Origin of the sequence: Sphaerochaeta pleomorpha str. Grapes, assembly GCF_000236685.1 — a bacterium.
Classification (GTDB): Bacteria; Spirochaetota; Spirochaetia; order Sphaerochaetales; family Sphaerochaetaceae; genus Sphaerochaeta; species Sphaerochaeta pleomorpha.
In genome coordinates this window covers 20,227-40,400 of sequence record NC_016633.1, presented here as the reverse complement: position 1 = coordinate 40,400, position 20,174 = coordinate 20,227, and the positions used below count along the sequence as shown (strand labels likewise).

Below are 20,174 nucleotides of genomic sequence, written 5' to 3'. Positions count from 1 at the left end.
GCCTTCGGGCAGGTTCTTTTTTCATCAGTTCCTTCTTTTCAATGCATGTAGGTATAAATAACGGTATACTATACAAAAGGATGGAAAACCAATGGATGTAAACCAGCAGATATTTGATTTCTTTGCACCAGAAGCAAAAAATTCGGTCATTGATGAAATCCATCTCGGGCTTGGTTACAGTGCCATTACCCTCACCGATGGCCGATGCGGCCTTTGTTGCACATTCCTTGAACATGCCAGCTCCTGTTCCGTGAATAAAAATCCTCTCGATTACGAGCAGCAGAATGCCCTGATGCTGTTGCAAGAAATACTATCGGATAATCTTTTAGATAGAACCATGGCAATTGCGTTGGTAAATGCGTTGAATGCTTCGTTTGCTGCAGTGTGCCCGGATGACCCAAAGACCTTGGAGAAAGATTTGCATCTTGCAAAGGGAAGCAAAGTTGCCATGGTCGGATATTTTGAACCAATCGTACGGCAACTGGGAAAGAATGGAATCGAGGTGGTTGCCTATGATATCGGAAAGAAAATAGGGAGTGAGAAAGAATTCTATTGCTGGGCAAAGAACCATGCGGAGGCACTTATCCTCACAGCCACGAGTGTCATTACAAACAGTACTGAGTCTGTTTTCGAACACTTGGAAGGAAAAGAAATCCCCACGGTCCTTATGGGACCTTCCACGATTATGCAGCCCAAAATCTACAAAGACCTGCCGATCAGCATGCTCTCAGGCACAGTCCCTGTCGACCTTCCCAATACCCTCAAGGCTATCAGAAACGGGAGGGGGACCCCTGTGCTCCACAAGTATGCAAGAACAATCCGGTTGCTGTTGGGCTAAAAAGAAAAAGCAGGCTTTTGCCTGCTTTCCCTTTTACGTACCTGTATTTCCTATCAGTCAACAAAAAGTTCTTTGTAATTACAGCCCACTGATTTGTATTCACTCTTTTTGTCGAACAAGGCAGCAAGGTTCTCGGGGACGGGAACCTCTTTGCCAATAAGGGGTTCGACTACAGCTTCAAACTTTGCAGGATGAGCGGTAGAGACAACAATCGTCCCTTTGTCGGCAAAGTGGTCTCGCCTCACCCGCTCGGCTGTAGCGGTATGGGGACACAGGATATACCCGTTTTCGTCATACACTTCTTTGATTGTCTGCTTGATGGTCTCGTCATCGACCGACCAGGCACTGACTTGCCTGCGGAACGTCTCGATGTCACCATACAGGGCGAAAAGCCGTTCCATATTGCTAGGGGATCCTACATCCATAGCGTTGGCAAGGGTTGCCACACTGCTCCTTGGCTTATATTCACCTTCTTCAAGATAATCGGGGATGGTCTTGTTTGCATTCACTGCAAGCGCGATGCGTTCTATCGGGGCTCCCATGGAAAAAGCCCAGTAGGCACCGCAACTGTTCCCTACGTTTCCGCTGGGAATGATGAAGGTCGGCTTTATTCCAAAGCTCTGGGAGAACAGGTGCGCAGCATAGACATAATAGACACTCTGGGGAAGCAATCTCCCCAAATTGATGCTATTGGCACTGCTCAGGCCCCAGGTTTCTTTGAGCTCGGTATCCATAAAAGCGTCCTTGACCATTTTCTGGCAGTCATCAAAGGAACCGTCTACTTCATAGGCCTTGATATTCCCACCCCAGCAGGTCAATTGCTGTTTCTGCCGTTTGCTCACCCTTCCTTTGGGGAACAGGACTTTTACCTCGATTCCCTTGCGGTTGGCAAAGGCCGCGGCAACAGCCCCACCGGTATCCCCGCTGGTTGCAACCAAAATGGTAAGTTTTCTTTCCTGCTTCTCCAGCAGTTTTTCCATGGCACAGGCAAGGAAACGGGCACCAAAGTCTTTGAAAGCTGCCGTAGGTCCATGGTAGAGCTCCAAAATGGTCTGTTTGTCCTTTACCTGAACAAGCGGGACAGGAAAATTGAAGGCCTCGATACAAATCTCTGCAAGATCATCTTTGAGTATATCGGTTTCGAAAAAGGGATAGAGTACTTCAAAGGCAAGCTCAGGATACGATGAAATTTCATTGATCCTCAGGTTTTCCAAGGAGGGAAACGTTTCCGGAATATAGAGTCCTCCATCTGGGGCAAGTCCCTGCAATATTGCTTCACTTGCACTGACAGCTGGTGATTTCTTTCTCGTAGATACAAAATTCATGACAGTCCTCCTCAGATTCTGGCGCCAAGATAGGCGGCCAAACGTAAAATGTCAGAAAACACACCCCCGGCTGTTACATCGCGGCCGGCCCCCGGCCCCTTGATAACCAAGGGTTGGGAAAAATATCGATCGGTCGTATAGCAGATTACATTGTCGGTTCCAGTCGCCTGGGCAAAGGGATGATCTGCGACGAAACTTTTCAACGATGCAGAACAATGTCCCTGTTCATCGACACAACCGACATAGCGCAGTTTTTCTCCCCTGCCCTCTGCTTCTCTGAACAGTTTGAGCATGGGCTCGTCCAACTCCTCGAGTCTGGACATAAATTCTGACAGCGAAGCGTCTTGCAATTGGATAGGAACCAGGCTTTCGATAGGGATATCAGATACTTCCACCGCATAGCCAAGTTCCCTGGCCAATATCACGGTCTTGCGACCGACATCCATTCCCGAAAGATCGTCCCGGGGGTCTGGTTCGGTGTACCCCATTTCCTTGGCTTTTCTGACAAGCGAGCTGAAAGGGACATTCCCGTCATACTGGTTAAACAGCCAGGCAAGGGTACCACTGACAATTCCCTCGATGCGGTGCACACGGTCGCCGGTCTGTACAAGGTCCTTGAGGGTACAGATAACCGGGAGCCCCGCCCCTACAGTCGTCTCGTATAAAAAACGGCGACCGGTTCTCAGACAAGTATCGAGAAGGCTACGATAGTACGTATAGTTGGTGGTGCCAGCCTTCTTGTTCGGTGTAATAATGTGAATGCCACGTTCAAGCCAGCTGACGTACTTCTCAGCCAACTGGCTGCTGGTTGTACAATCGACCAGTAAAGAATGGGGAAAATAGGTAGCACCGATATGGTTGATGAAATCTTCCATTTTCAAGTCTACCGCTTCGTTTTCAAACCGCTCTTTCCACCGCGAAAGGTCTATGCCTTCCTCATCAAGAAGCATTTTTCTTGAATTGGCTATACCTCTGATATGGATATCGAGTCCGAACTGCTCCTTTAGGCGAACTGTTTCGCTGGCAATCTGGTCAAGCAGCGTGCCGCCAATGTTTCCAGGGCCAAACAGCCCAACCGAAAGGGCTTGCTTGGAAAGGAAGAAGCCGGCATGCAATGCCCGCAGAGCCTTCTTCGAGTCAGAACCTTTGATCACTACACTGATGTTGGTTTCACTCGATCCTTGGGCAATGGCACGGACATTTACCCCAGCCTTACCCAAGGAGGAGAAAAACTTGCCTGCAACACCAGCTTGCCCGGTCATCTGTTTTCCAACAGCGGCCAGGATGGCACACCCGATTTCCCCGTCTATGCTCTGTATCATATGGTCACCCAGTTCATGGGCAAAAGCTACCTTTGCCGTCTCTACGGCAAGTCGCATTTGTTTTTCGGGGACAGCAAAGCAAATAGAATATTCACTGGATGCCTGGCTGATGAGTATTACTGAAATGGAGGCTTCACGCATTGCAGTAAAGAGTCTGCTTGCAATGCCAATGACCCCGCTCATACCGGCACCCTCTACGTTGATAAGGGCTACATCATGGATGATACTGAAGCCTTTCACCCGGTTAGGGGACATCCCGTCACCCTGCTTGGATATGACCGTACCTTCTGCCTCTATATCAGCCCACCAACGCAACTGTACGTCGATGGAAGCTTCGATTGCGGGAAGCAAGGCCTGCGGATGGATAAGGGGAGCTCCAAAAAAGGATAGTTCTGTTGCCTCGGCATAGGAAAGCGAGCGGATTATCTTTGCCGAAGGTACCTCCAGGACATCGGCATTACGCAATAACGCCATGTCGTTCCAGAAGGTCAGGCCTTTTGCCTGCAAGGAAGCTGCCAGCATTGAGGCAGCATATTCGGCTATCCCATCAGAGGGTGAGAAATTTTCAGCCTGGGGAAGCAGTCCCGAAACAAAGAGACAATCCTGCTTCACTCCCGTTTCCCTCAAGGCAAACTGATAATCAAGTAAGTTTGAGGTAATTTTCAAGGCGGTGACGTAATGGCAGAGCACATCTGCTACCCAAGAGCTCACTACCATGTCGATATAATTCTTTGAACCTGAGGAAATGTCCTCGACGAGCCAGACGGCGCGTAACAAATCCTCGATATTGGCAAAACCTTCTTTTATGCGTTGCAGCACTTTCTCGCCGGCAAGACGGGCTAGGAGCCGGTCCACAAGTTCTGTCCAGACAGAAAACCGTTTTTCCAGCATGGACCAGAGCCGTTCATCGTGGTGTCGGGCCAATAATAGAAGAGAACCTATTTCCAATTGGCTGTCCCTGACTGGGGAAAGGACAAACACCTGGTGGTGTTCCGAATAGGAACGATAGATTTCCACCAGTTTCTCGCACCCTTCCTTTGAGACCAGATTCGAGGCATCTACGGCATGTACTCTTATATCATTCACGAAATACACTCCTACGGTTTGAAATACTGAACAAGACAGTGAACAAACGTGTTGTCAGAATATACAAAAAGAGCCCAACAAGGGCTCTTTGTCGATCGAAATATCGTAAAGATTATAAAATTATACGATTTTCTCGATACGTCCGCTCCTCAGGCAACGGGTACAAATCTTGATGGTACGGGGAGTCCCGTTAACCAAAGTCTTGACCGTCACGAGATTCGGGCGGAATACGCGTTTTGTGGTTACGCCAATGTGCTGGCCTACGCCGCCGTGCTTCTTGGCCTGACCTTTTCTTGGAACACTATTTCCTGCAACAGTTCCTTTTCCGCAAATCTCACATCTACGAGCCATAGCTATATCCACCTTATCCAGTTAAATTCTTTCGTCTGGCCAAATACTGGCCTGTCAAAGTCAAGGCTATCCTTGCACGGGCAACGGCTTACCCGTGAGCATAATTGCAAGGCGATTGCTATTACGACTTCAACCTTAGCCAAATTATCAGATAACGGCGTTTGTGTAAAGACAAGGAGCCTATCTTTTATTAAAAACTACCTTGCTGGCCTACCTATTTCTTAGTATGCTAGCAATATGCCTAACTTTTATTGCCTTCTTCTGCCCCAAGCAACCAGAACCGCCGTAAACTGCCTGCGAACAGAATTATTTCAAAGTACCGGTGATAGGTCCTTCCGGTCCTTACCCCCTTGTATCATCCTGGGAGAAACAGAGGCTACAACGCTTCCGCCTGCCGTGCCCTGTCCTTCGCTTCCTTTCGAAATCGGCAAGAAAGCTATCTTCAAGGAAGGTTTCTTGTTTTTCCCGATCGAAGGGCACATACTGCAACCGATCAGAAATCAATTGGAGGTCTCCTACCCTTTCTCGGGGATAATCCTAGGAAAGAGTGACCTGCAAATTGAACGAGCTATCCCTTTCGTCAACGACCTCCGTCTGGCCCTGTTGGAATATAAGGAATCGCAAGGGCTTACACTTTGGAGGATCCTTGCAGAAAAGCATCTGCAGAAGGACAAAGGCTGACAAGCGGGCAGATCGGGCAACTGGGTTTCTTCGCATGGCAGGTAGTGCGTCCAAACAGGTTTGCCGCCATCGAGAAGCGATAGTGCAAGGTATCAGCAAGCAACAAACTGATTTCTTTTTCAGTTTTATCAGGGTCTTTGCTTGATACAAGGCCGAGCCTGTAGACTACCCTGCCGAAATGCGTATCTACAATGATGGCAGGTCGGTGAAACACCTCACCGATTACACAATTTGCAGTCTTTCGCCCCACTCCCGGAAGTTTGACCAACTCTTCAATATTTGAAGGAATCTCTTTGCCAACCAGTGCCTGGGCACAGGCTACAATATTCTTTGCCTTCATCCTGTAAAAACCCGTAGGGTGAATAATGTTTTCAACCTGTGGCAAGGATGCCTGCGCAAGGCTCTCAACCGTTGGGTATTCTTCAAACAGACGCACTACAACCTGGTTAACCGTCTTGTCAGTCGTCTGGGCGGAGAGGACTACGCTTATCATAAAACGAAACGGGTCAGTCTGATTGAGGAAACGTATCGTTTGCGGGTACAGATTGTCCAATATTTCAAATATAGCGAGTGTCTTTTGTTGCTTTTCAGTCATTCTTTTATTCTACCCCTTGACGCTCTTAGCCTCAAGTGCTTATACTCCAGTAGATTTTACGGGGCGTAGCCTAGTGGCTATGGCGCCTGCTTTGGGAGCAGGATATCGAAGGTTCGAGTCCTTTCGCCCCGACTATTTGAGAAAGCCGCTGTTCACTGATGTGATGCAGCGGTTTTTTTGTGCCAGCAGAGTAAAGGACATACACCTATTCCACGGTAGTTTCAACTTTGTGAATCCTTTCTACCTCACGCCCTCCAGGCAAGAACCAATCCAGGAATCCCAATTGTTCTACCTTTAATGAGAACCTATATAAAAAGGTTGGAGCCAACGCTGTGCAGCAGTTCGCTGCTATATGCACACAAAGCAACGTAACAAACTTTTCTTCTGAATCGGAGGTTTCTGTTAAAAAACAAAAAAAACCCTTTTCAAATCAGAATATTGGTGTAAACTATCAATGTTGGTCGTATCTGCGAATACTGTTCGTATATACGAATACAAAAGGGGTTGTTTATAGTATGCCATATAGTGAACACAGAACAACAGGCAGAATTCTTGACATATTGGAAGCTGTATCAGAATATCCTGACGGGTTAACCCTCAGCGAAATCGGGCGTTTGCTTGAAGCCCCAAAAAGCAGCATCTTTCCCTTGGTCAACACACTCGCTGATCGAAAATACCTTATGTACAATAAACGTGAGCAACGTTATTTTTTGGGTGAAAGCCTTTTTATCATGGGAAATAGGTTCGTCAATGAAACCGATATTTTGGAAAACATCAGGACTGTCCTGCTTTCCATCTCGGAACAGACAAAAGAAACCCTCTATTTCGGAATCCTTTCCAAATTGGACGTTCTCTATCTTATAAAAGCCGACCAGTATTCCAAATTCAGGGTAATCAGCAATCCTGGCAATAAACTACCCGCCTATTCGACAGGATATGGAAAAGCGCTGTTGAGCCAGTTTTCCCCGGAACAAATCAACGCTTTCTACCCCGAAGGGACTCTTCCGCCTATCACGGCTAATACAATACCCACTGTTGAGGAATTGAATACTCAGCTCGAGGGTATTCGAAAGACAGGTTTTTCGTATGAAAAAGGAGAATCGACTATCGGAATCCAATGTGTAGCAGTACCTATTGCACTCGAAGGAAAAATTCTGGCAGGGGTAAGCCTGGCAGTACCTGAATTCAGATATGATGCAGAACGGGAAATCCTTTTTAAAAGCTTGCTCCTTACGGCAAAACGAGATATCGAAAAGATCATCGCTACCAACAAGAACCAGTGGAACTATAGTTAGGAGAGACCGTATACATGATAGAAGTTGTTACAATCGGAGAGACAATGGTAGCTTTCATTCCAAACTCCAATACCTATTTAAGGTATGTAAATTCATTTGGAAAAGTAACTGCCGGCGCAGAAAGCAATGTTTCGGTGGGACTCTCGAAACTTGGACACACGAGCGGCTGGATCAGCAAGCTCGGTGATGATGAATTCGGTGAGTTCATCTTACGTGAATTGCGTGGGGAAGGAGTCGATACTTCCAGGGTACTCCGAACAAATTTAGCACCTACGGGAATTATGTTCAAACAGCTATCCTCTGATAAGGAATCATCGGTTTTTTATTATCGCAAGGGCTCTGCTGCCAGCTTGCTTTGCCCTGAAGACCTCGATGAGGAATATATCAAACAAGCCAGAATCCTGCTTATTTCAGGTATTACGCCTGCATTGAGTAATTCCTGTAAAGAAACAGTGCTCAGGGCAATTGAAATTGCCAGAGCCAATAAAGTCCTCGTTTGTTTTGACCCCAATATCAGAAGGAAGCTATGGAACGAGGATGCAGCAAGGATGACATTATTACCGATATTGTCTTTGAGCGACATAGTCCTTCTCGGTGATGATGAGGCCAATATTCTTCTAGGGGAAACCGACCAAGAAAAAATCGTTGAAGCTCTCAGGAAACTCAACGTACGCTGGATTGCTGTAAAAAAAGGTAAAGAAGGCGCATATGTGGCAGATTCAGAAAACGAATTTTCCATACCCATTTTCCCTATGAAGGTTGTAGATACCATCGGAGCAGGGGATGCTTTCAATGCAGGCTTTATAAGCGGACTTCTGGAAAATCGACCAGTAGAGGAATGTGGCAAGATGGCTTCGATAATGGGAGCCTTCGCGGTTTCAAGTCCAGGTGATGTCGAAGGCCTTCCGAATAGGAAGACTTTCGACCGTGTTGCCTCAAATATCAAAGAAACACAACGATAGGAACCAAATATGGGAAAGAAAGAATCTGTATTACAAAAGATTGGTGAGACCAAGGTCATATCCATTATCCGGGGAATCAAGGAAGAGCATGCTACGAGGCTCATCGATGCATTGCTAGAGGGTGGAATCCAATGCCTGGAGATTACGATGAACACTCCCGGAGCCCTGAAAATGATAGAAGAGGCCAGGCAACGAAGCAATATTCTAGTTGGGGCAGGAACTGTACTGACGCTTGACGATGCAAAAAAGGCCATTGATGCAGGAGCCCAGTTTATTCTATCCCCATGCTTGTCGGTGGAAATAATTCGCTACTGCAATGAAAGGGATATTCTCCCGGTCCCTGGAATCTTTAGCCCGACTGAGCTCTTTATCGCAAAAGAAGCCGGGGCAGAATTGATCAAGGTATTCCCGGTAGGTACGGTAGGTCCCCAATTCATCAAAGATCTTCTGGGACCCTTTGCTGGATTGAAACTACTTCCAGTAGGTGGCGTTGCAACCGATAACACGGCTGCTTTCATGAAGGCCGGGGCCTATGCTGTCGGGGTAGGTTCTTCCCTTGCAAGTCCTTCACTTTCTGAATCTGGCAATTTTCAAGAGATAACAAAACGCGCAAAGGAATTCATCACGCAGGCTAATTGTTTGTAATTTTGTGCTTTTAGCATAAAACATATTGTAAAGGGGTAAGAAAATGAGAAAACTTTTTGTACTCATCTCCGTTCTCGCTCTGGTTTGTGGCTCAGCATTCGCTAACGGAACTGCTGAAGTATCGGCTGATACCTATCCGTCAGGACCTGTATCTGTAATTGTCCCTTATTCCGCTGGTGGCGGAACTGATTTGGTTGCCCGTGCCCTCGTTGACGCAGCGAAGGACTCCTTTCCTAAGAATATCGCTGTTGAAAACAGGACTGGCGGTGGTGGAGCTGTAGGCATGTCCTATGCTGCCAATGCAAAAGCTGATGGCAGTGTAATCGGAATGATAACTGTTGAATTGGTCACCCTCCCCCACACCGGAACCGGTGCAGGTCTGTATTATGATCAATTCAAACCTATCATGATGGTAAACAGTGCCTACAGTGCAGTAACGGTTAAAGCTGATGCTCCCTGGAACACGCTCAATGAGTTCCTCGATGCAGCAAAAAGCAAGACCATGAAAATCGGTAACTCAGGCGTCGGAGCCATCTGGCACCTCGCAGCCGCTGGCCTTGCCAAAACTGCCAACGTAACATTCAACCACATCCCGTTTGACGGTGCTGCCCCTGCAATTACGAGTCTGCTGGGTGGACATATTGATGCAGTAACGGTTAGCTATGCTGAAGTAGCTTCCCAGGTTGCCGCTGGTAATCTCAAGGTTTTGGCAGTTCTGGCTCCAGAGCGCATTGCTGCTACTCCCGATATCCCAACCGCAAAAGAACTTGGTTATGATGTTGCCATCGGAACCTGGAGAGGACTTGGCGTTCCCAAGGATACTCCGGATGCCATCGTTAACAAGATCTACACCATTTTCAATACTGCTGCCAAGTCTGACTCTTTTGTTGCCTTTATGAACAAGAGCAACAATATCATTGACGTTATGGACAGTGCTTCTTTCCAAAAGAAACTGGTTGTTGACAATGATATGTTCAAAGCCTTGATCAATGAGCTGGGTCTTAAACAGCAATAAGCGTAATCTTCATTTCCCCGGGCCACGTCCAGAATTCCTGTTAGTGGCCTGGGTCAGTTTTATTTGGTAACGGAAAAGGAATCAACCTATGAGAAAAGCTAATTTCATTGTATCAGGTGTTTTTATTGCATTTGCCATATTTATTATTGCCATTGCCATTGGGTATCCACCAAGTAACCATGGGGTCCCCGGTCCCGGGATGTTCCCGATTATCGTTGCGTCCTTGATTATTATCGCTTCACTGACTTTGTTCCTTGCAACACTCAAGATGCCGAAATCACAGGATACTGCAATTGACTTGGTCTCACCCAAAGTAATGAATGTCTATATTACGATGGCTGGGTTGATTGTCTATGTGGTACTTCTCCCCAATGTAGGGTTTATCTCCACGACATCGGTAATGCTTTTCTTGTTCATTAAATGGTTCAGCAAGCGGTCCTGGTGGAAATGTGCCATTATCTCAGTCATATTCACATTGGCTATTTACGGTTTGTTCGGCTCTGTCCTGAATGTACCGATGCGCTATGGATTTCTGGTGTAAAGAAAAGGAGAACAGACTATGTTGCTTACCGTTATTTCCGATGTTTTTAACTTCCAGATTCTACTTTTCATAATCATAGGCGTATTTACGGGAATTTGTATCGGTTCACTTCCGGGGCTGACCGCTACCATGGGTGTTGCCTTGGTACTTCCCCTCACCTTTGGCATGGATGCCGCCCCTGGCATTTTGCTTTTGATCGGTGTATATGTCGGAGCCATCTACGGCGGCTCGATATCAGCCATCCTCCTCAGGACTCCTGGCACTCCCGCTGCCGCTGCAACAGTCTTGGACGGTTATGAATTCTCAAAACGGGGCGAAAGTGGCAGGGCCCTGGGCATTTCCACGATCTCATCCTTTATTGGCGGCCTTGTCAGTGTAGCCGCCCTTTGGCTTATCTCCCCACAGTTGGCAAAGCTTGCCTTGAAATTCAGCGCCCCTGAATTCTTCCTCCTTGCGGTTTTCGGGTTGAGTATCATCTCAAGCATCTCGGGAAACTCACTTGCAAAAGGATTGTTGTGCGGCGCTCTCGGCATTTCGCTTTCCTTCATAGGAATCGACAGTATCACAGGGTATCCCCGTTTCACCTTCAATAATATCAACCTGCTCAGCGGCATGTCTTTCATTCCGGTCATGATCGGTCTTTTCGCTATGTCCCAGGCTTTCTCGACGGTTGAAAATATTTTTTCAGCCGATGAGGTTTCCCAGAAAGTCACCAAGGTATGGCCAACCAGATCTGATTGGAAAATCATTTTCAAGACGGCTCCGATCAGCGGAGTTATCGGGACATTGATTGGCATTGTCCCTGGAGCTGGGGCTGAGATTGGTGCTTTCGTATCCTACAGCCAGGCAAAGAGGTTCTCAAAATATCCTGAGTTGTTTGGAACCGGTATCCCCGACGGAGTCGCGGCCCCAGAGGCTGGCAACAACGGTGTCACCGGAGGAGCCTTGATCCCGATGTTGACCATGGGCGTCCCTGGTGATGCAGTTGCTGCAATTCTAATCGGTGCCCTCACTGTCCAGGGATTGCAACCCGGGCCGCTATTGTTCACCGAACATACAACGTTAGTGTATTCGATATTCCTAGGTATGTTCGTTGCCAACTGTACCATGCTTATCCTGGGTCTTTCGTGCTTAAAGTTATTTGTTAAGGTTCTTTCGGTACCGAAGACAATATTAACCCCGATGATTTTCATACTTTGTATTGTTGGTTCATATGCAATCAACACGAGCTTCTTTGATGTTGGGGTTATGTTGTTCTTCGGTATCCTTGGTTTTTTCATGCAAAAAGCCGATATATCAGTCTCCCCTGCAGTCCTTGGAATCATCCTCGGACCAATGGCAGAGTCAAATTTCAGACGGGCTCTTCTCATGTCTGAGGGAAGCTATACTATTTTCTTCTCATCTACAATTACAATTGTCTTTATCGCTTTGATCGTATTCACTTTGTTTATGCCCTATGTTTCGGCATATATCAAGTCAAGGAAAAAAACAGCCTGAATAAAACAGGAAATGACAAATGTATGACTACAAGGAAGGAAGTTGCTTGAAAAAGCGACTTCCTTCCTTGTTAATTGAGACAGCAAAAGGCGACCTCTCGGCCGCCTTTCAATCTATATAGATTCCTAAGTTCCAGTTACGCTGCGCGCCTTCCGTTGAACATGCGGGCAAGGATCCTGCCGATTGAACGGCCGTAATTTGCATCATAGTCAAGAACAGCATCATAAATATTTACATCGCTCTGTTTCTGGAGGCTGAGGAAGTACAAGTGGTCACACAATTCAAAGAAAACGTCTGCACGCCTTCTGCCGGGGAAGCTCATCAAAGTTGTCCAGTTCTCCATCACTTCACTGATAGGAAGGTAAATATTTCCCATCCAGGAATAGACTGCTTCATCCCAGGTAATAGGGTTTTTCAGATCTTTCCCTAAAAAATACCGGTGACCTTCTATTTGTGCTTCAAGTCGTTTATAATCTACTGCTGAGAACATGTCGGTGCTCTTAATCAGATATTCAATACTCTCTTTCTTTAGTTCATCATTTGTCTTCATGATTTTTTCCTTTTTTATTACCTTTGTTTATACTGTAACTTTACTAATAAAAGGCAACCTATACAATAGGGAATCAGTCAGTTTTATTGCATTGTTCCGCTCTCTTTTTGGATTTTACAGTCTTTTTATAGATTATTAGCACTTTTTGTACATTATCTGAACAATTTTTGCAGATACTTGGGCGCCTGCTCATTTTCAAGAAAATGAAAACACATGATAAGGTATTTCCATTCTGCCAATGCAAAATAAAAACCGAGAATTCACTAAAAATTTCAATCCTGTCTTTACCTTTCTCATTAATTACGATATTGTTTCATAGCTTCATACACTTATCCTGTATGTTCATGCGCCAATAGCTCAGTTGGATAGAGCAACTGCCTTCTAAGCAGTAGGTCGTAGGTTCGACTCCTACTTGGCGTAGTAAAAGACTTTCCAATAGAATATTGAGATACCACTCCTTGAGCTGGTATCTTTTTTTTTACTCTGAGCAACTACCCTCTTTGGCATATATCAAAACGAACACCATGAGACATGCATACACTCTTTTCAAGCGCTACAAAGATGCCAAGAACAAGAAAGACATTATTTGGTAGTTTGGTTTTGTTATTTCCATGAAGACAATGGGACGAGAAAAGCGAAGTCAACAGGGAAATCCCTGTAGCATGAAGCGATAACAGTTGTCGAGAAGTTTCTTACCCACCGGTCATCCAATGAACAGACCGTTGAATACTACACCAAGACGTTCTTTGTCTGGGTGGGACAAACAAAAGCCAGAGATGTATTTTCCCAGGAGGAACTGAAGAAGCTGTTTCCGAGCGACCTCGAAGCACTGACGAAGATTTGGAGAGAGGAAGAGTATGCATATTACTTTTTCATCCTGGCAACAACTGGTATGAGAAGAGGTTAAGGCAGAGCTTTGAAGTGGAAGCATGTAATCATTAATGAACAGCGAAACGGATTATTGATTGAGGAAGCTGTAAAGGATGATGATACCACAGGCACAACCAAGACAGGGAAAGCAAGAGTGGTAGTATTGTGCCAGAGAGCCGAGGAGTATCTGGAACATTGCAAAGCGAGTACGCCTTTCTCAGATTCAGATGATTTAATCTTCTATGGCAACAATGGCAACAGGCATATTATGGGGAAAACGCTGCAGAACAGATTCCAGAAGGCTCTACAGAAAGCAGAGATTAAGACCGATGGTAGGAATCTTGTAATTCATAGTTTCCGCCATAGCTATAATACCCTACTCAGAAATGTTCTCCCGATTGATATTCTCCAAGCGACCACAGGTCATAGTTCAGAGAGCATGACAGAACGCTACAACCATCCCTCCCTGAAGGATAGTTATAGCAGGATACTTGAGCATGAAGATGCTTTTGATAAGCTTTTTTGATTAAGAAAAAACAAGAGAAATATAAGACCGCTACACTAGGTGATTTTGGAAAGAGTACATTCTCAAAATACGAAGGCTTATAGTTCTGAGGTATTGGGATAAAGCCTAGAAAACAGGAGAAACGGCGAGATATGGAATAATAGATAAACCATAGTGTCCATATCGCAAAATTTTGCCTATGCTATTAGCTATATTATTTCCAAAACATAATAAATATATGCTATTATACGCTAAGCGAATTTTCTGAAAGGATGGCATAAGAGTATGGGCAAAGAACTTATAATCAATCGCCTAGTCGATGGACCAAGATTATCTGACGCATTCAAGAATCTTGAAACAAATAACGTAATATCTTTTTCTCAACAGGGTATTGCCATAGCTTATGCACCAAACGGAGAAGGTAAAACAACAATAACCAATATTTGCAAAGGAAAGGCTAGAACTGAATTTGGCGGTGTTTATGAAGGTACTCAATATGATATAAATACTAGTACTTCTTTATTTCATGTTATAAATGATCAAATCTCTCGGAATATAATAAAAGGTAATACCGATGAATTTATTTTAGGCGATAATATCCGTAAAGAACGAGAGCTTAAAAATTCTCTTGATACAGTTTTTGGAAATTTCTTTGCTAGAACAAAGGATATCTTAAAAAATGAATATTTTTGTTCAAAAAAAAGCACACCCTTTATAGATTCGATATCAAACTCAAATCTCAAAAAAGTAATCAGTGTGACAGCAAATCGCTCAACAAAGGTAAATTCTATCAAAATTTCGCAATGGATTGAATATTTTTTAAGTTTCTCTATCCAAGAATACGAAAACCTTCCAGCTGATAACATAAAATTTTTTCTAAAGGATATGTCTATAGCAGATTCATTAATCGAACAAATTAAAGTTATCCCAGAAAATAAAATTATTTCTTCGAGAAGTATTAAAACCTTTGAAAGCAATAAAACAGCGATCACAATTTTAAACAAATACATAGACTCAAGCCAATGTATTGTTTGTGATACTGAGGGTATTGAACCTGAGTTATTGATTAAAAGCAAATCTTTTAAAAATGAACAACTAATTTTGTCTTTAAATTCAGAAACAAAATCAATTCTCGAAAATATTATAGGGAAATTAACCCCACAGGAAGATCCTTTTAATTTCATTATGGATTTAACAGAAATCTTAACCTCTGGGAACATTGAACATCTACAATCAATTAAAAATTCTTTAAAAGAATATCAAAATAACTTAGAAATACAAATTACAAATTCACTTCTCAGCCTTTGGAAAGAATTGAAAATTGAAGAAACATATAATGAATATAACCAATTAGTTAAAAAGAAATTAAGTTTAGAATCTGAAGATGAGATGATTATAGAGAATATGATTATCGATACCCTTGATAGAAAAGTAAATCTTGAAAGAGATGTAGAAAACAATATCATAATTAAATTAGGTGATGTTCAATTAATTGATAATCCTAGAGAAGATTTACCTTTAAGCACTGGTGAACAAAATTTCATATCCTTGACGTTCGAATTGCTAAAGGCTAAAAATTCTACTGCACATATAATTTTAATTGATGATCCAATATCTAGTTCCGATTCAATCTATAAAAATAAGATTGCATATTGTTTATTAAAAATCTTAGATAATAAACAAGCTCTTATTTTCACACATAACTTAGATTTAGTTCGTTTACTTGATGTTCAGAAAACTCATTGTTTCAACGCCTATTTCTTACAAAACAATCCAAGCAATTGTGGATTTATTCCTATTGCTTCTGAAGAAAGAGATATCGTTCTTTATTTTGATAAGCTCTTGGAATTACTAAGAACAAATATAATTGATGACTATATTACAGATAATAAATTATTTATGGTTTCTCTTATACCATTCATGCGTGCTTTGGTTAAAATTATGAGATTAGACCCTCCAAACCCGCCAGAAGATTATGTGCCAATAAAAGAACAATTAACATGTCTTATGCATGGCAAAGAAAATCGTGAAGTTAATTTAACAAATATATACAATCTTGTTTTTTCAAAGAAAATTGAGGAAGCATGTATCATTTCAGCCCAAGACATTATTGCTCTTGATCTTTCTAATATTGAATTTTTCACAGGTTCTCAATTCCCTTTACTTGAGAAGACTTTAAAACAATCTTTAACTTTCCTCTATCTACGCTTACATGTGGAAAAAACATTACACGATAAATTCCCAGAAAGAACAAAAAAATGTGAATTACTAGGTGATTATATTTATAAAGCATTAAGTGGTGTTCAAGATCAAAAATTCCGAGTTCAATTAACGTCGAAAAAGACACTATTAAATGAATTCAACCACTTTGAAGGTAATTTCAACCTATTCCAGCCTGCACTTGATATTTCAGAAAGCAATTTAAGTAAAGAGGCAACGAAGATTCTTACAATTTTACAAGATATCAATCATTCTTGAATCTACATCAATTCTACATCAAAAATCCTAATACCCCCTAATATTGATGTAGAATCTCTGATAACTATTGATAAATCCATTTATTCTTTAATACCTTTATCTTGTTTTATATTAATACTTTATTACATCTATTGATAATGATTGATAAACCTAATTTTGGGCCTTCTAAGCAGTAGGTCGTAGGGTCGCCTCCTACTTGGCATAGTAAAAGACATTCTAATCGAATATTGAGATACCACTCATTGAGATGGTATCTTTTTTCCACTCTGAGCTTCCCTCTTTTGCCACACATCAAAACGAACAACACAAGGCTTAACATAGAATTCTATATATTTTCATAGGTATAAACGCCTGCTCTTTTCCATGAAATACAAACAGCATAGCCCTTCACCCATTGAATAAAACATAGAGAAGCTGACTTACTCCCATACTCAAGGGTATACACAGACATTAGAAAGACTGTTGGTTGTATTATTGAGCTGTATTACAAACCTGTTTTTATTTCAAATCCAAACTCATGCAAGGTAATATCATCAGTAATTATTTGATCATAGATTCCATCAACCCTTGTAAAACCGTTCTTTATATAAAGGTTTATCGCAGGTTCGTTTATATCAACGACAAAAAGCCTTACATAGGCAAAGCCCTTCTCCCTTGCAAGGGCAATTGCTCTTTTAAGCATCATGCTGCCAATTCCTTTTCTTGAAAACTTGACATTGACACCAAACCGGTCAACATATACTGCCTTTGCCTGCTTGTCTTCCCATTTTACATAATCTGCTCCTGCATTTGCAGTGCATAAAGCAAAGGCTGAAGCTATTTCTTCATTCTCTTCCAAAACATACAGCCGAGTATTTTCAATATCATTGCAAAAAAACTCACAGGGATATATGGCATCCCAGATTTTGATATTGTTTTTATGCATAGTATCTACTATTTCCCCATAGACTGCTTTAAGCTGAGGCAGGTCATCCATGTTAGCTAATCTTAGATGCATAGTCATCCCCCACCAATTTCTTCATTGCTGCTTCTCACTCTACCACATAAAGCTGATAGGGAGTCACCTCTTTCCAAGCTGCATCTTTTTCTTTTTCTTTTTCTTTTTCTTATCCTACACACCCAACTGCCCTAGGTCATTTCCAAACATTACAAAATTATTAATTTGTAACAGTATCGAATACTACTTGTTATCTTTCATAGGGAGGTTTGAAAAATCATACTATTTCATTGGGGAGAATTATCATGAAAAAATACTTGTTACTCGTTGTCCTTCTCTTGCTTGTAAGCATGTCAGTCTTCGCCCAGGGAAACGTGGAAATCCTCGAGAAAATAACATCGTTGGAAGGAACCATAGAGTTGATCCAGAATCCCGGCGGGCAGCCTACTGTTTACCTAGTACAAGATGATGGAACCAAAATTGAAATCCTGCTTCCAGTAGGTGCTGTTACACAACTGCAACTTCGTAATCGGGAAAGAATCCAAATCGAAGGTGTTTTTCTCGGCTCCACAACCCAAAACAGAACACAAGAAAAACTGTTTGCCCGATTGATCGTGAGAAACCAAGAGCGGATTTCCATCGACGATCCTATACAGCTCTCTGTGCAGGAAAGAACCCAGCTGAGAACATACCAGGAAGAACAACTCCAGCTACAATTACGGCAGAACCCCAGTGGGGGGAGTTCAAACAATCAGATGGGAAATCCTGATACTGGAAATAGCAATGGTAATACTGGAACCGGTGGAGGAAAAAAATAACTAGTAAAACTTCACTCAGTTAGAAAAGCCCCAAGTGCATTCAAATTACACTTGGGGCTTCTTATAGCATACAAACATCCCATTATTATCTGGCTACCCTACTCAGTTACCTAGCTTGTCAGCTATACCTCTCAGTTGTTTCCCATCCTTCTCCCAGAAGGAAGTCAATTGGACCAACTGGTCTCCTAGGCAGAAATGCTTTACCCCCAGTGCAATATAATACCCTGCCGCCTCGACTGATTGAATCTCACAACGGGGCTGAACCCCATGTTTGAGAGCAACCTCGATGACATGGCGCTCAGCTTCTTTAACCTCAGCAACATGCTCGTTGACATTCCAGCCAGAACTCATGCTAAAGTCAGAGGGACCAAACTGAACCATATCTACCCCAGGGATAGCACAAATCGCTTCAATATTTTCTACGGCTACAGCTTTTTCAATCATAAAACAACGAACTACTTTCCTCTCACGTTCGGCATGCAACATCTGGGGCATCTTGGGTTGGAACCCAATGAACCGATTGTTGGGAAAGCCAAAGCGACCGCCATCCTCCGGGGTTTCGGGCATCGTCAGGCGAATAGATTCTTTGACATCCTCAGCTGTTTGGCAATCAGTGAAGTTAATAGCCTGGAATCCACTGGCAATGGCCTTCTGGGCGACAAACCCACGATTCTGGAAATCGACCTTAATCATGGAACCCATTCCATGCAATTCCGCAGCAATGCAGAAGTTCTGTAAATCATACAACGTATAGGGAGCATACTCTGCAACAAACTCTGCATAATCGAAATTACCGGTAGAGGCTAAAGCCTCAACAAAAAAAGTCGAAGTAGTCCAAAGCCTCGTAGCTACGGACGGCCTGTCTTTTTCCAAAAGCGAACGTATAAGATTTTCTTTCAATACCATGCAGATAATCTCCTTAGAAACAGAAATATACTGTTTTGCTTTGTAAGGGTACGTTGGTGTACGCTTTCCGTTTTTCCCTTTTCGCTACCCTACAGCCAAAGCATAGACCAATTTCATCATTCAGGGAACAACAAAATACCCTGAACCTATCGACATCAGTCGTGTAAGACGTTCCGTATGCACAATCAATCCCAGATCGCAATCTGAATCTCTGTCACGAAGTTTTTGCTATCGCGTTCCACAAATTGGTCGATAATGTTGAAATTCATGTAATGGGGACTCAAGCAAAGGCCCTTCCCAGCCTGACGGATTCTTTCAAAGGAAGTCGGGATAGATTCATATGCTCCTTGATGATAACCGCATAAAAACCTTCCCGCTTTTATGCAAGCGGGTGTAGTGGAAAACCTTCCTGCTTCCTGTTCATCATCGTCCTTGTAATTGAATAGATAGGCTCCAAAATGTTTATTCATGCCAACATAGAACACCAACGTCGGATAAAGATAAAACGACTCCGAACCATACAGCGTCTCCTCGGAACCGATATCGAGATACTGCCGTTCGGCAAAGGTCTTTATAGAAATGCTCGACACATCAAGTTTGGCAACCTGCCCCTCAATGAACTCAAGTTTTCGCCTGATAGCCAAATCTATGGTGTAGAGCTCATTCCATTGGTTTTTGAGCGCCTCCGACTGTTGCCTCAGATATCCCATGGTATTCCCCAGACTCCTCGAGTCAAGGTAATCGTGGATTTGCTTCAACGAATAGCCGAGACGCCGCAGATATCTGATGGTTGACAATTGGTACACCTGGTCAAACCGGTAGTGCCTGTAACCCGTTTTCGGATCTCTTGAGGAAGGAACCAGCAACCCGATCGAGTCATAATACCGTAGGGTCTGGACATCAACATGAAACAATTCGCTGAATTCACCAATGGAAAAAATCTCTTTCATGATCAAA

19 protein-coding genes and 2 tRNA genes are annotated in these 20,174 nt (G+C 43.3%); 13 read left to right on the top strand and 8 right to left on the bottom strand.

From position 1 onward, the window contains the following. Window positions 1–91 precede the first annotated feature (91 nt). Window positions 92–838 carry a Rossmann-like domain-containing protein gene (locus SPIGRAPES_RS00185; protein ID WP_014268752.1) on the top strand — a complete coding sequence of 249 codons (747 nt, stop codon included), beginning with the start codon at window positions 92–94 and terminating at the stop codon, window positions 836–838. Between the two features lie 53 nt (window positions 839–891). On the opposite strand, the gene thrC is transcribed toward SPIGRAPES_RS00185, so the two are convergent. The 3 genes from thrC to rpmB form a co-directional block, all read right to left on the bottom strand. After that, the gene (thrC, locus tag SPIGRAPES_RS00180; protein ID WP_014268751.1) at window positions 892–2,163 is read right to left on the bottom strand and encodes a threonine synthase; all 1,272 of its coding nucleotides are present in this window, start codon (window positions 2,161–2,163) and stop codon (window positions 892–894) included. An 11-nt stretch (window positions 2,164–2,174) separates the two neighbouring features. Continuing rightward, window positions 2,175–4,571, bottom strand: coding sequence for a bifunctional aspartate kinase/homoserine dehydrogenase I (thrA, locus tag SPIGRAPES_RS00175; RefSeq protein ID WP_014268750.1), 2,397 nt, complete (start codon window positions 4,569–4,571; stop codon window positions 2,175–2,177). Window positions 4,572–4,691: 120 nt separating this feature from the next. After that, window positions 4,692–4,922 (bottom strand): 50S ribosomal protein L28, encoded by a 231-nt coding sequence (gene rpmB, locus SPIGRAPES_RS00170; RefSeq protein WP_014268749.1) that lies wholly within the window; start codon window positions 4,920–4,922, stop codon window positions 4,692–4,694. A 237-nt stretch (window positions 4,923–5,159) separates the two neighbouring features. Between rpmB and SPIGRAPES_RS16925 the strand changes: the two genes are divergently transcribed. Then, window positions 5,160–5,603, top strand: coding sequence for a hypothetical protein (locus tag SPIGRAPES_RS16925; RefSeq protein ID WP_014268748.1), 444 nt, complete (start codon window positions 5,160–5,162; stop codon window positions 5,601–5,603). On the opposite strand, the gene SPIGRAPES_RS00165 is transcribed toward SPIGRAPES_RS16925, so the two are convergent. Then, window positions 5,551–6,198, bottom strand: coding sequence for an endonuclease III domain-containing protein (locus tag SPIGRAPES_RS00165; protein ID WP_014268747.1), 648 nt, complete (start codon window positions 6,196–6,198; stop codon window positions 5,551–5,553). The two genes, SPIGRAPES_RS16925 and SPIGRAPES_RS00165, sit on opposite strands and share 53 nt — an antisense overlap. A 59-nt stretch (window positions 6,199–6,257) precedes the next feature. Between SPIGRAPES_RS00165 and SPIGRAPES_RS00160 the strand changes: the two genes are divergently transcribed. From SPIGRAPES_RS00160 to SPIGRAPES_RS00130, 7 genes are all read left to right on the top strand, one after another. Next, window positions 6,258–6,330: transfer RNA gene (locus tag SPIGRAPES_RS00160), tRNA-Pro, on the top strand. Between the two features lie 383 nt (window positions 6,331–6,713). After that, entirely contained in the window at window positions 6,714–7,493 is a 780-nt protein-coding gene (locus SPIGRAPES_RS00155) for an IclR family transcriptional regulator (RefSeq protein ID WP_041384761.1), read from the top strand. Window positions 7,494–7,507: 14 nt separating this feature from the next. Continuing rightward, the gene (locus SPIGRAPES_RS00150) at window positions 7,508–8,455 is read left to right on the top strand and encodes a sugar kinase (protein WP_014268745.1); all 948 of its coding nucleotides are present in this window, start codon (window positions 7,508–7,510) and stop codon (window positions 8,453–8,455) included. Between the two features lie 9 nt (window positions 8,456–8,464). Then, entirely contained in the window at window positions 8,465–9,100 is a 636-nt protein-coding gene (locus SPIGRAPES_RS00145) for a bifunctional 4-hydroxy-2-oxoglutarate aldolase/2-dehydro-3-deoxy-phosphogluconate aldolase (RefSeq protein ID WP_014268744.1), read from the top strand. A 43-nt stretch (window positions 9,101–9,143) separates the two neighbouring features. Continuing rightward, window positions 9,144–10,115, top strand: coding sequence for a Bug family tripartite tricarboxylate transporter substrate binding protein (locus SPIGRAPES_RS00140; protein ID WP_014268743.1), 972 nt, complete (start codon window positions 9,144–9,146; stop codon window positions 10,113–10,115). 88 nt (window positions 10,116–10,203) lie between these two features. Further along, complete coding sequence (locus tag SPIGRAPES_RS00135) at window positions 10,204–10,656, top strand: tripartite tricarboxylate transporter TctB family protein (RefSeq protein ID WP_014268742.1); 453 nt, start codon at window positions 10,204–10,206, stop codon at window positions 10,654–10,656. An 18-nt stretch (window positions 10,657–10,674) separates the two neighbouring features. After that, on the top strand, window positions 10,675–12,153 hold the full coding sequence (locus tag SPIGRAPES_RS00130) for a tripartite tricarboxylate transporter permease (protein ID WP_014268741.1): 1,479 nt from the start codon (window positions 10,675–10,677) through the stop codon (window positions 12,151–12,153). A gap of 136 nt (window positions 12,154–12,289) precedes the next feature. Here SPIGRAPES_RS00130 and SPIGRAPES_RS00125 read toward each other — a convergent pair whose 3' ends face one another. Continuing rightward, window positions 12,290–12,703, bottom strand: a complete 414-nt coding sequence (locus tag SPIGRAPES_RS00125) for a hypothetical protein (protein ID WP_041384338.1) — start codon at window positions 12,701–12,703, stop codon at window positions 12,290–12,292. Between the two features lie 346 nt (window positions 12,704–13,049). On the opposite strand from SPIGRAPES_RS00125, the gene SPIGRAPES_RS00120 reads away from it, so the two are divergent. The 3 genes from SPIGRAPES_RS00120 (at window position 13,050) to SPIGRAPES_RS16920 (ending at window position 16,556) form a co-directional block, all read left to right on the top strand. Beyond that, window positions 13,050–13,123, top strand: a tRNA-Arg gene (locus tag SPIGRAPES_RS00120). Window positions 13,124–13,619: 496 nt separating this feature from the next. Beyond that, entirely contained in the window at window positions 13,620–14,099 is a 480-nt protein-coding gene (locus tag SPIGRAPES_RS00115; protein WP_041384337.1) for a tyrosine-type recombinase/integrase, read from the top strand. 264 nt (window positions 14,100–14,363) lie between these two features. Further along, a complete protein-coding gene (locus tag SPIGRAPES_RS16920) occupies window positions 14,364–16,556 on the top strand; it encodes an ATP-binding protein (protein ID WP_014268739.1) in 2,193 nt (730 codons plus the stop codon). A gap of 484 nt (window positions 16,557–17,040) precedes the next feature. On the opposite strand, the gene SPIGRAPES_RS00105 is transcribed toward SPIGRAPES_RS16920, so the two are convergent. Then, entirely contained in the window at window positions 17,041–17,559 is a 519-nt protein-coding gene (locus SPIGRAPES_RS00105; RefSeq protein ID WP_215904759.1) for a GNAT family N-acetyltransferase, read from the bottom strand. A gap of 239 nt (window positions 17,560–17,798) precedes the next feature. Here SPIGRAPES_RS00105 and SPIGRAPES_RS00100 point away from each other — a divergent pair, with 239 nt between their 5' ends. Next, window positions 17,799–18,311: a hypothetical protein gene (locus SPIGRAPES_RS00100; RefSeq protein WP_014268737.1), complete on the top strand. Its 513-nt coding sequence runs from the start codon at window positions 17,799–17,801 to the stop codon at window positions 18,309–18,311. 102 nt (window positions 18,312–18,413) lie between these two features. Here SPIGRAPES_RS00100 and SPIGRAPES_RS00095 read toward each other — a convergent pair whose 3' ends face one another. Then, window positions 18,414–19,217 (bottom strand): HpcH/HpaI aldolase family protein, encoded by an 804-nt coding sequence (locus SPIGRAPES_RS00095; protein ID WP_014268736.1) that lies wholly within the window; start codon window positions 19,215–19,217, stop codon window positions 18,414–18,416. Window positions 19,218–19,402: 185 nt separating this feature from the next. Then, window positions 19,403–20,167: a MerR family transcriptional regulator gene (locus SPIGRAPES_RS00090; protein ID WP_014268735.1), complete on the bottom strand. Its 765-nt coding sequence runs from the start codon at window positions 20,165–20,167 to the stop codon at window positions 19,403–19,405. Window positions 20,168–20,174 lie beyond the last annotated feature (7 nt).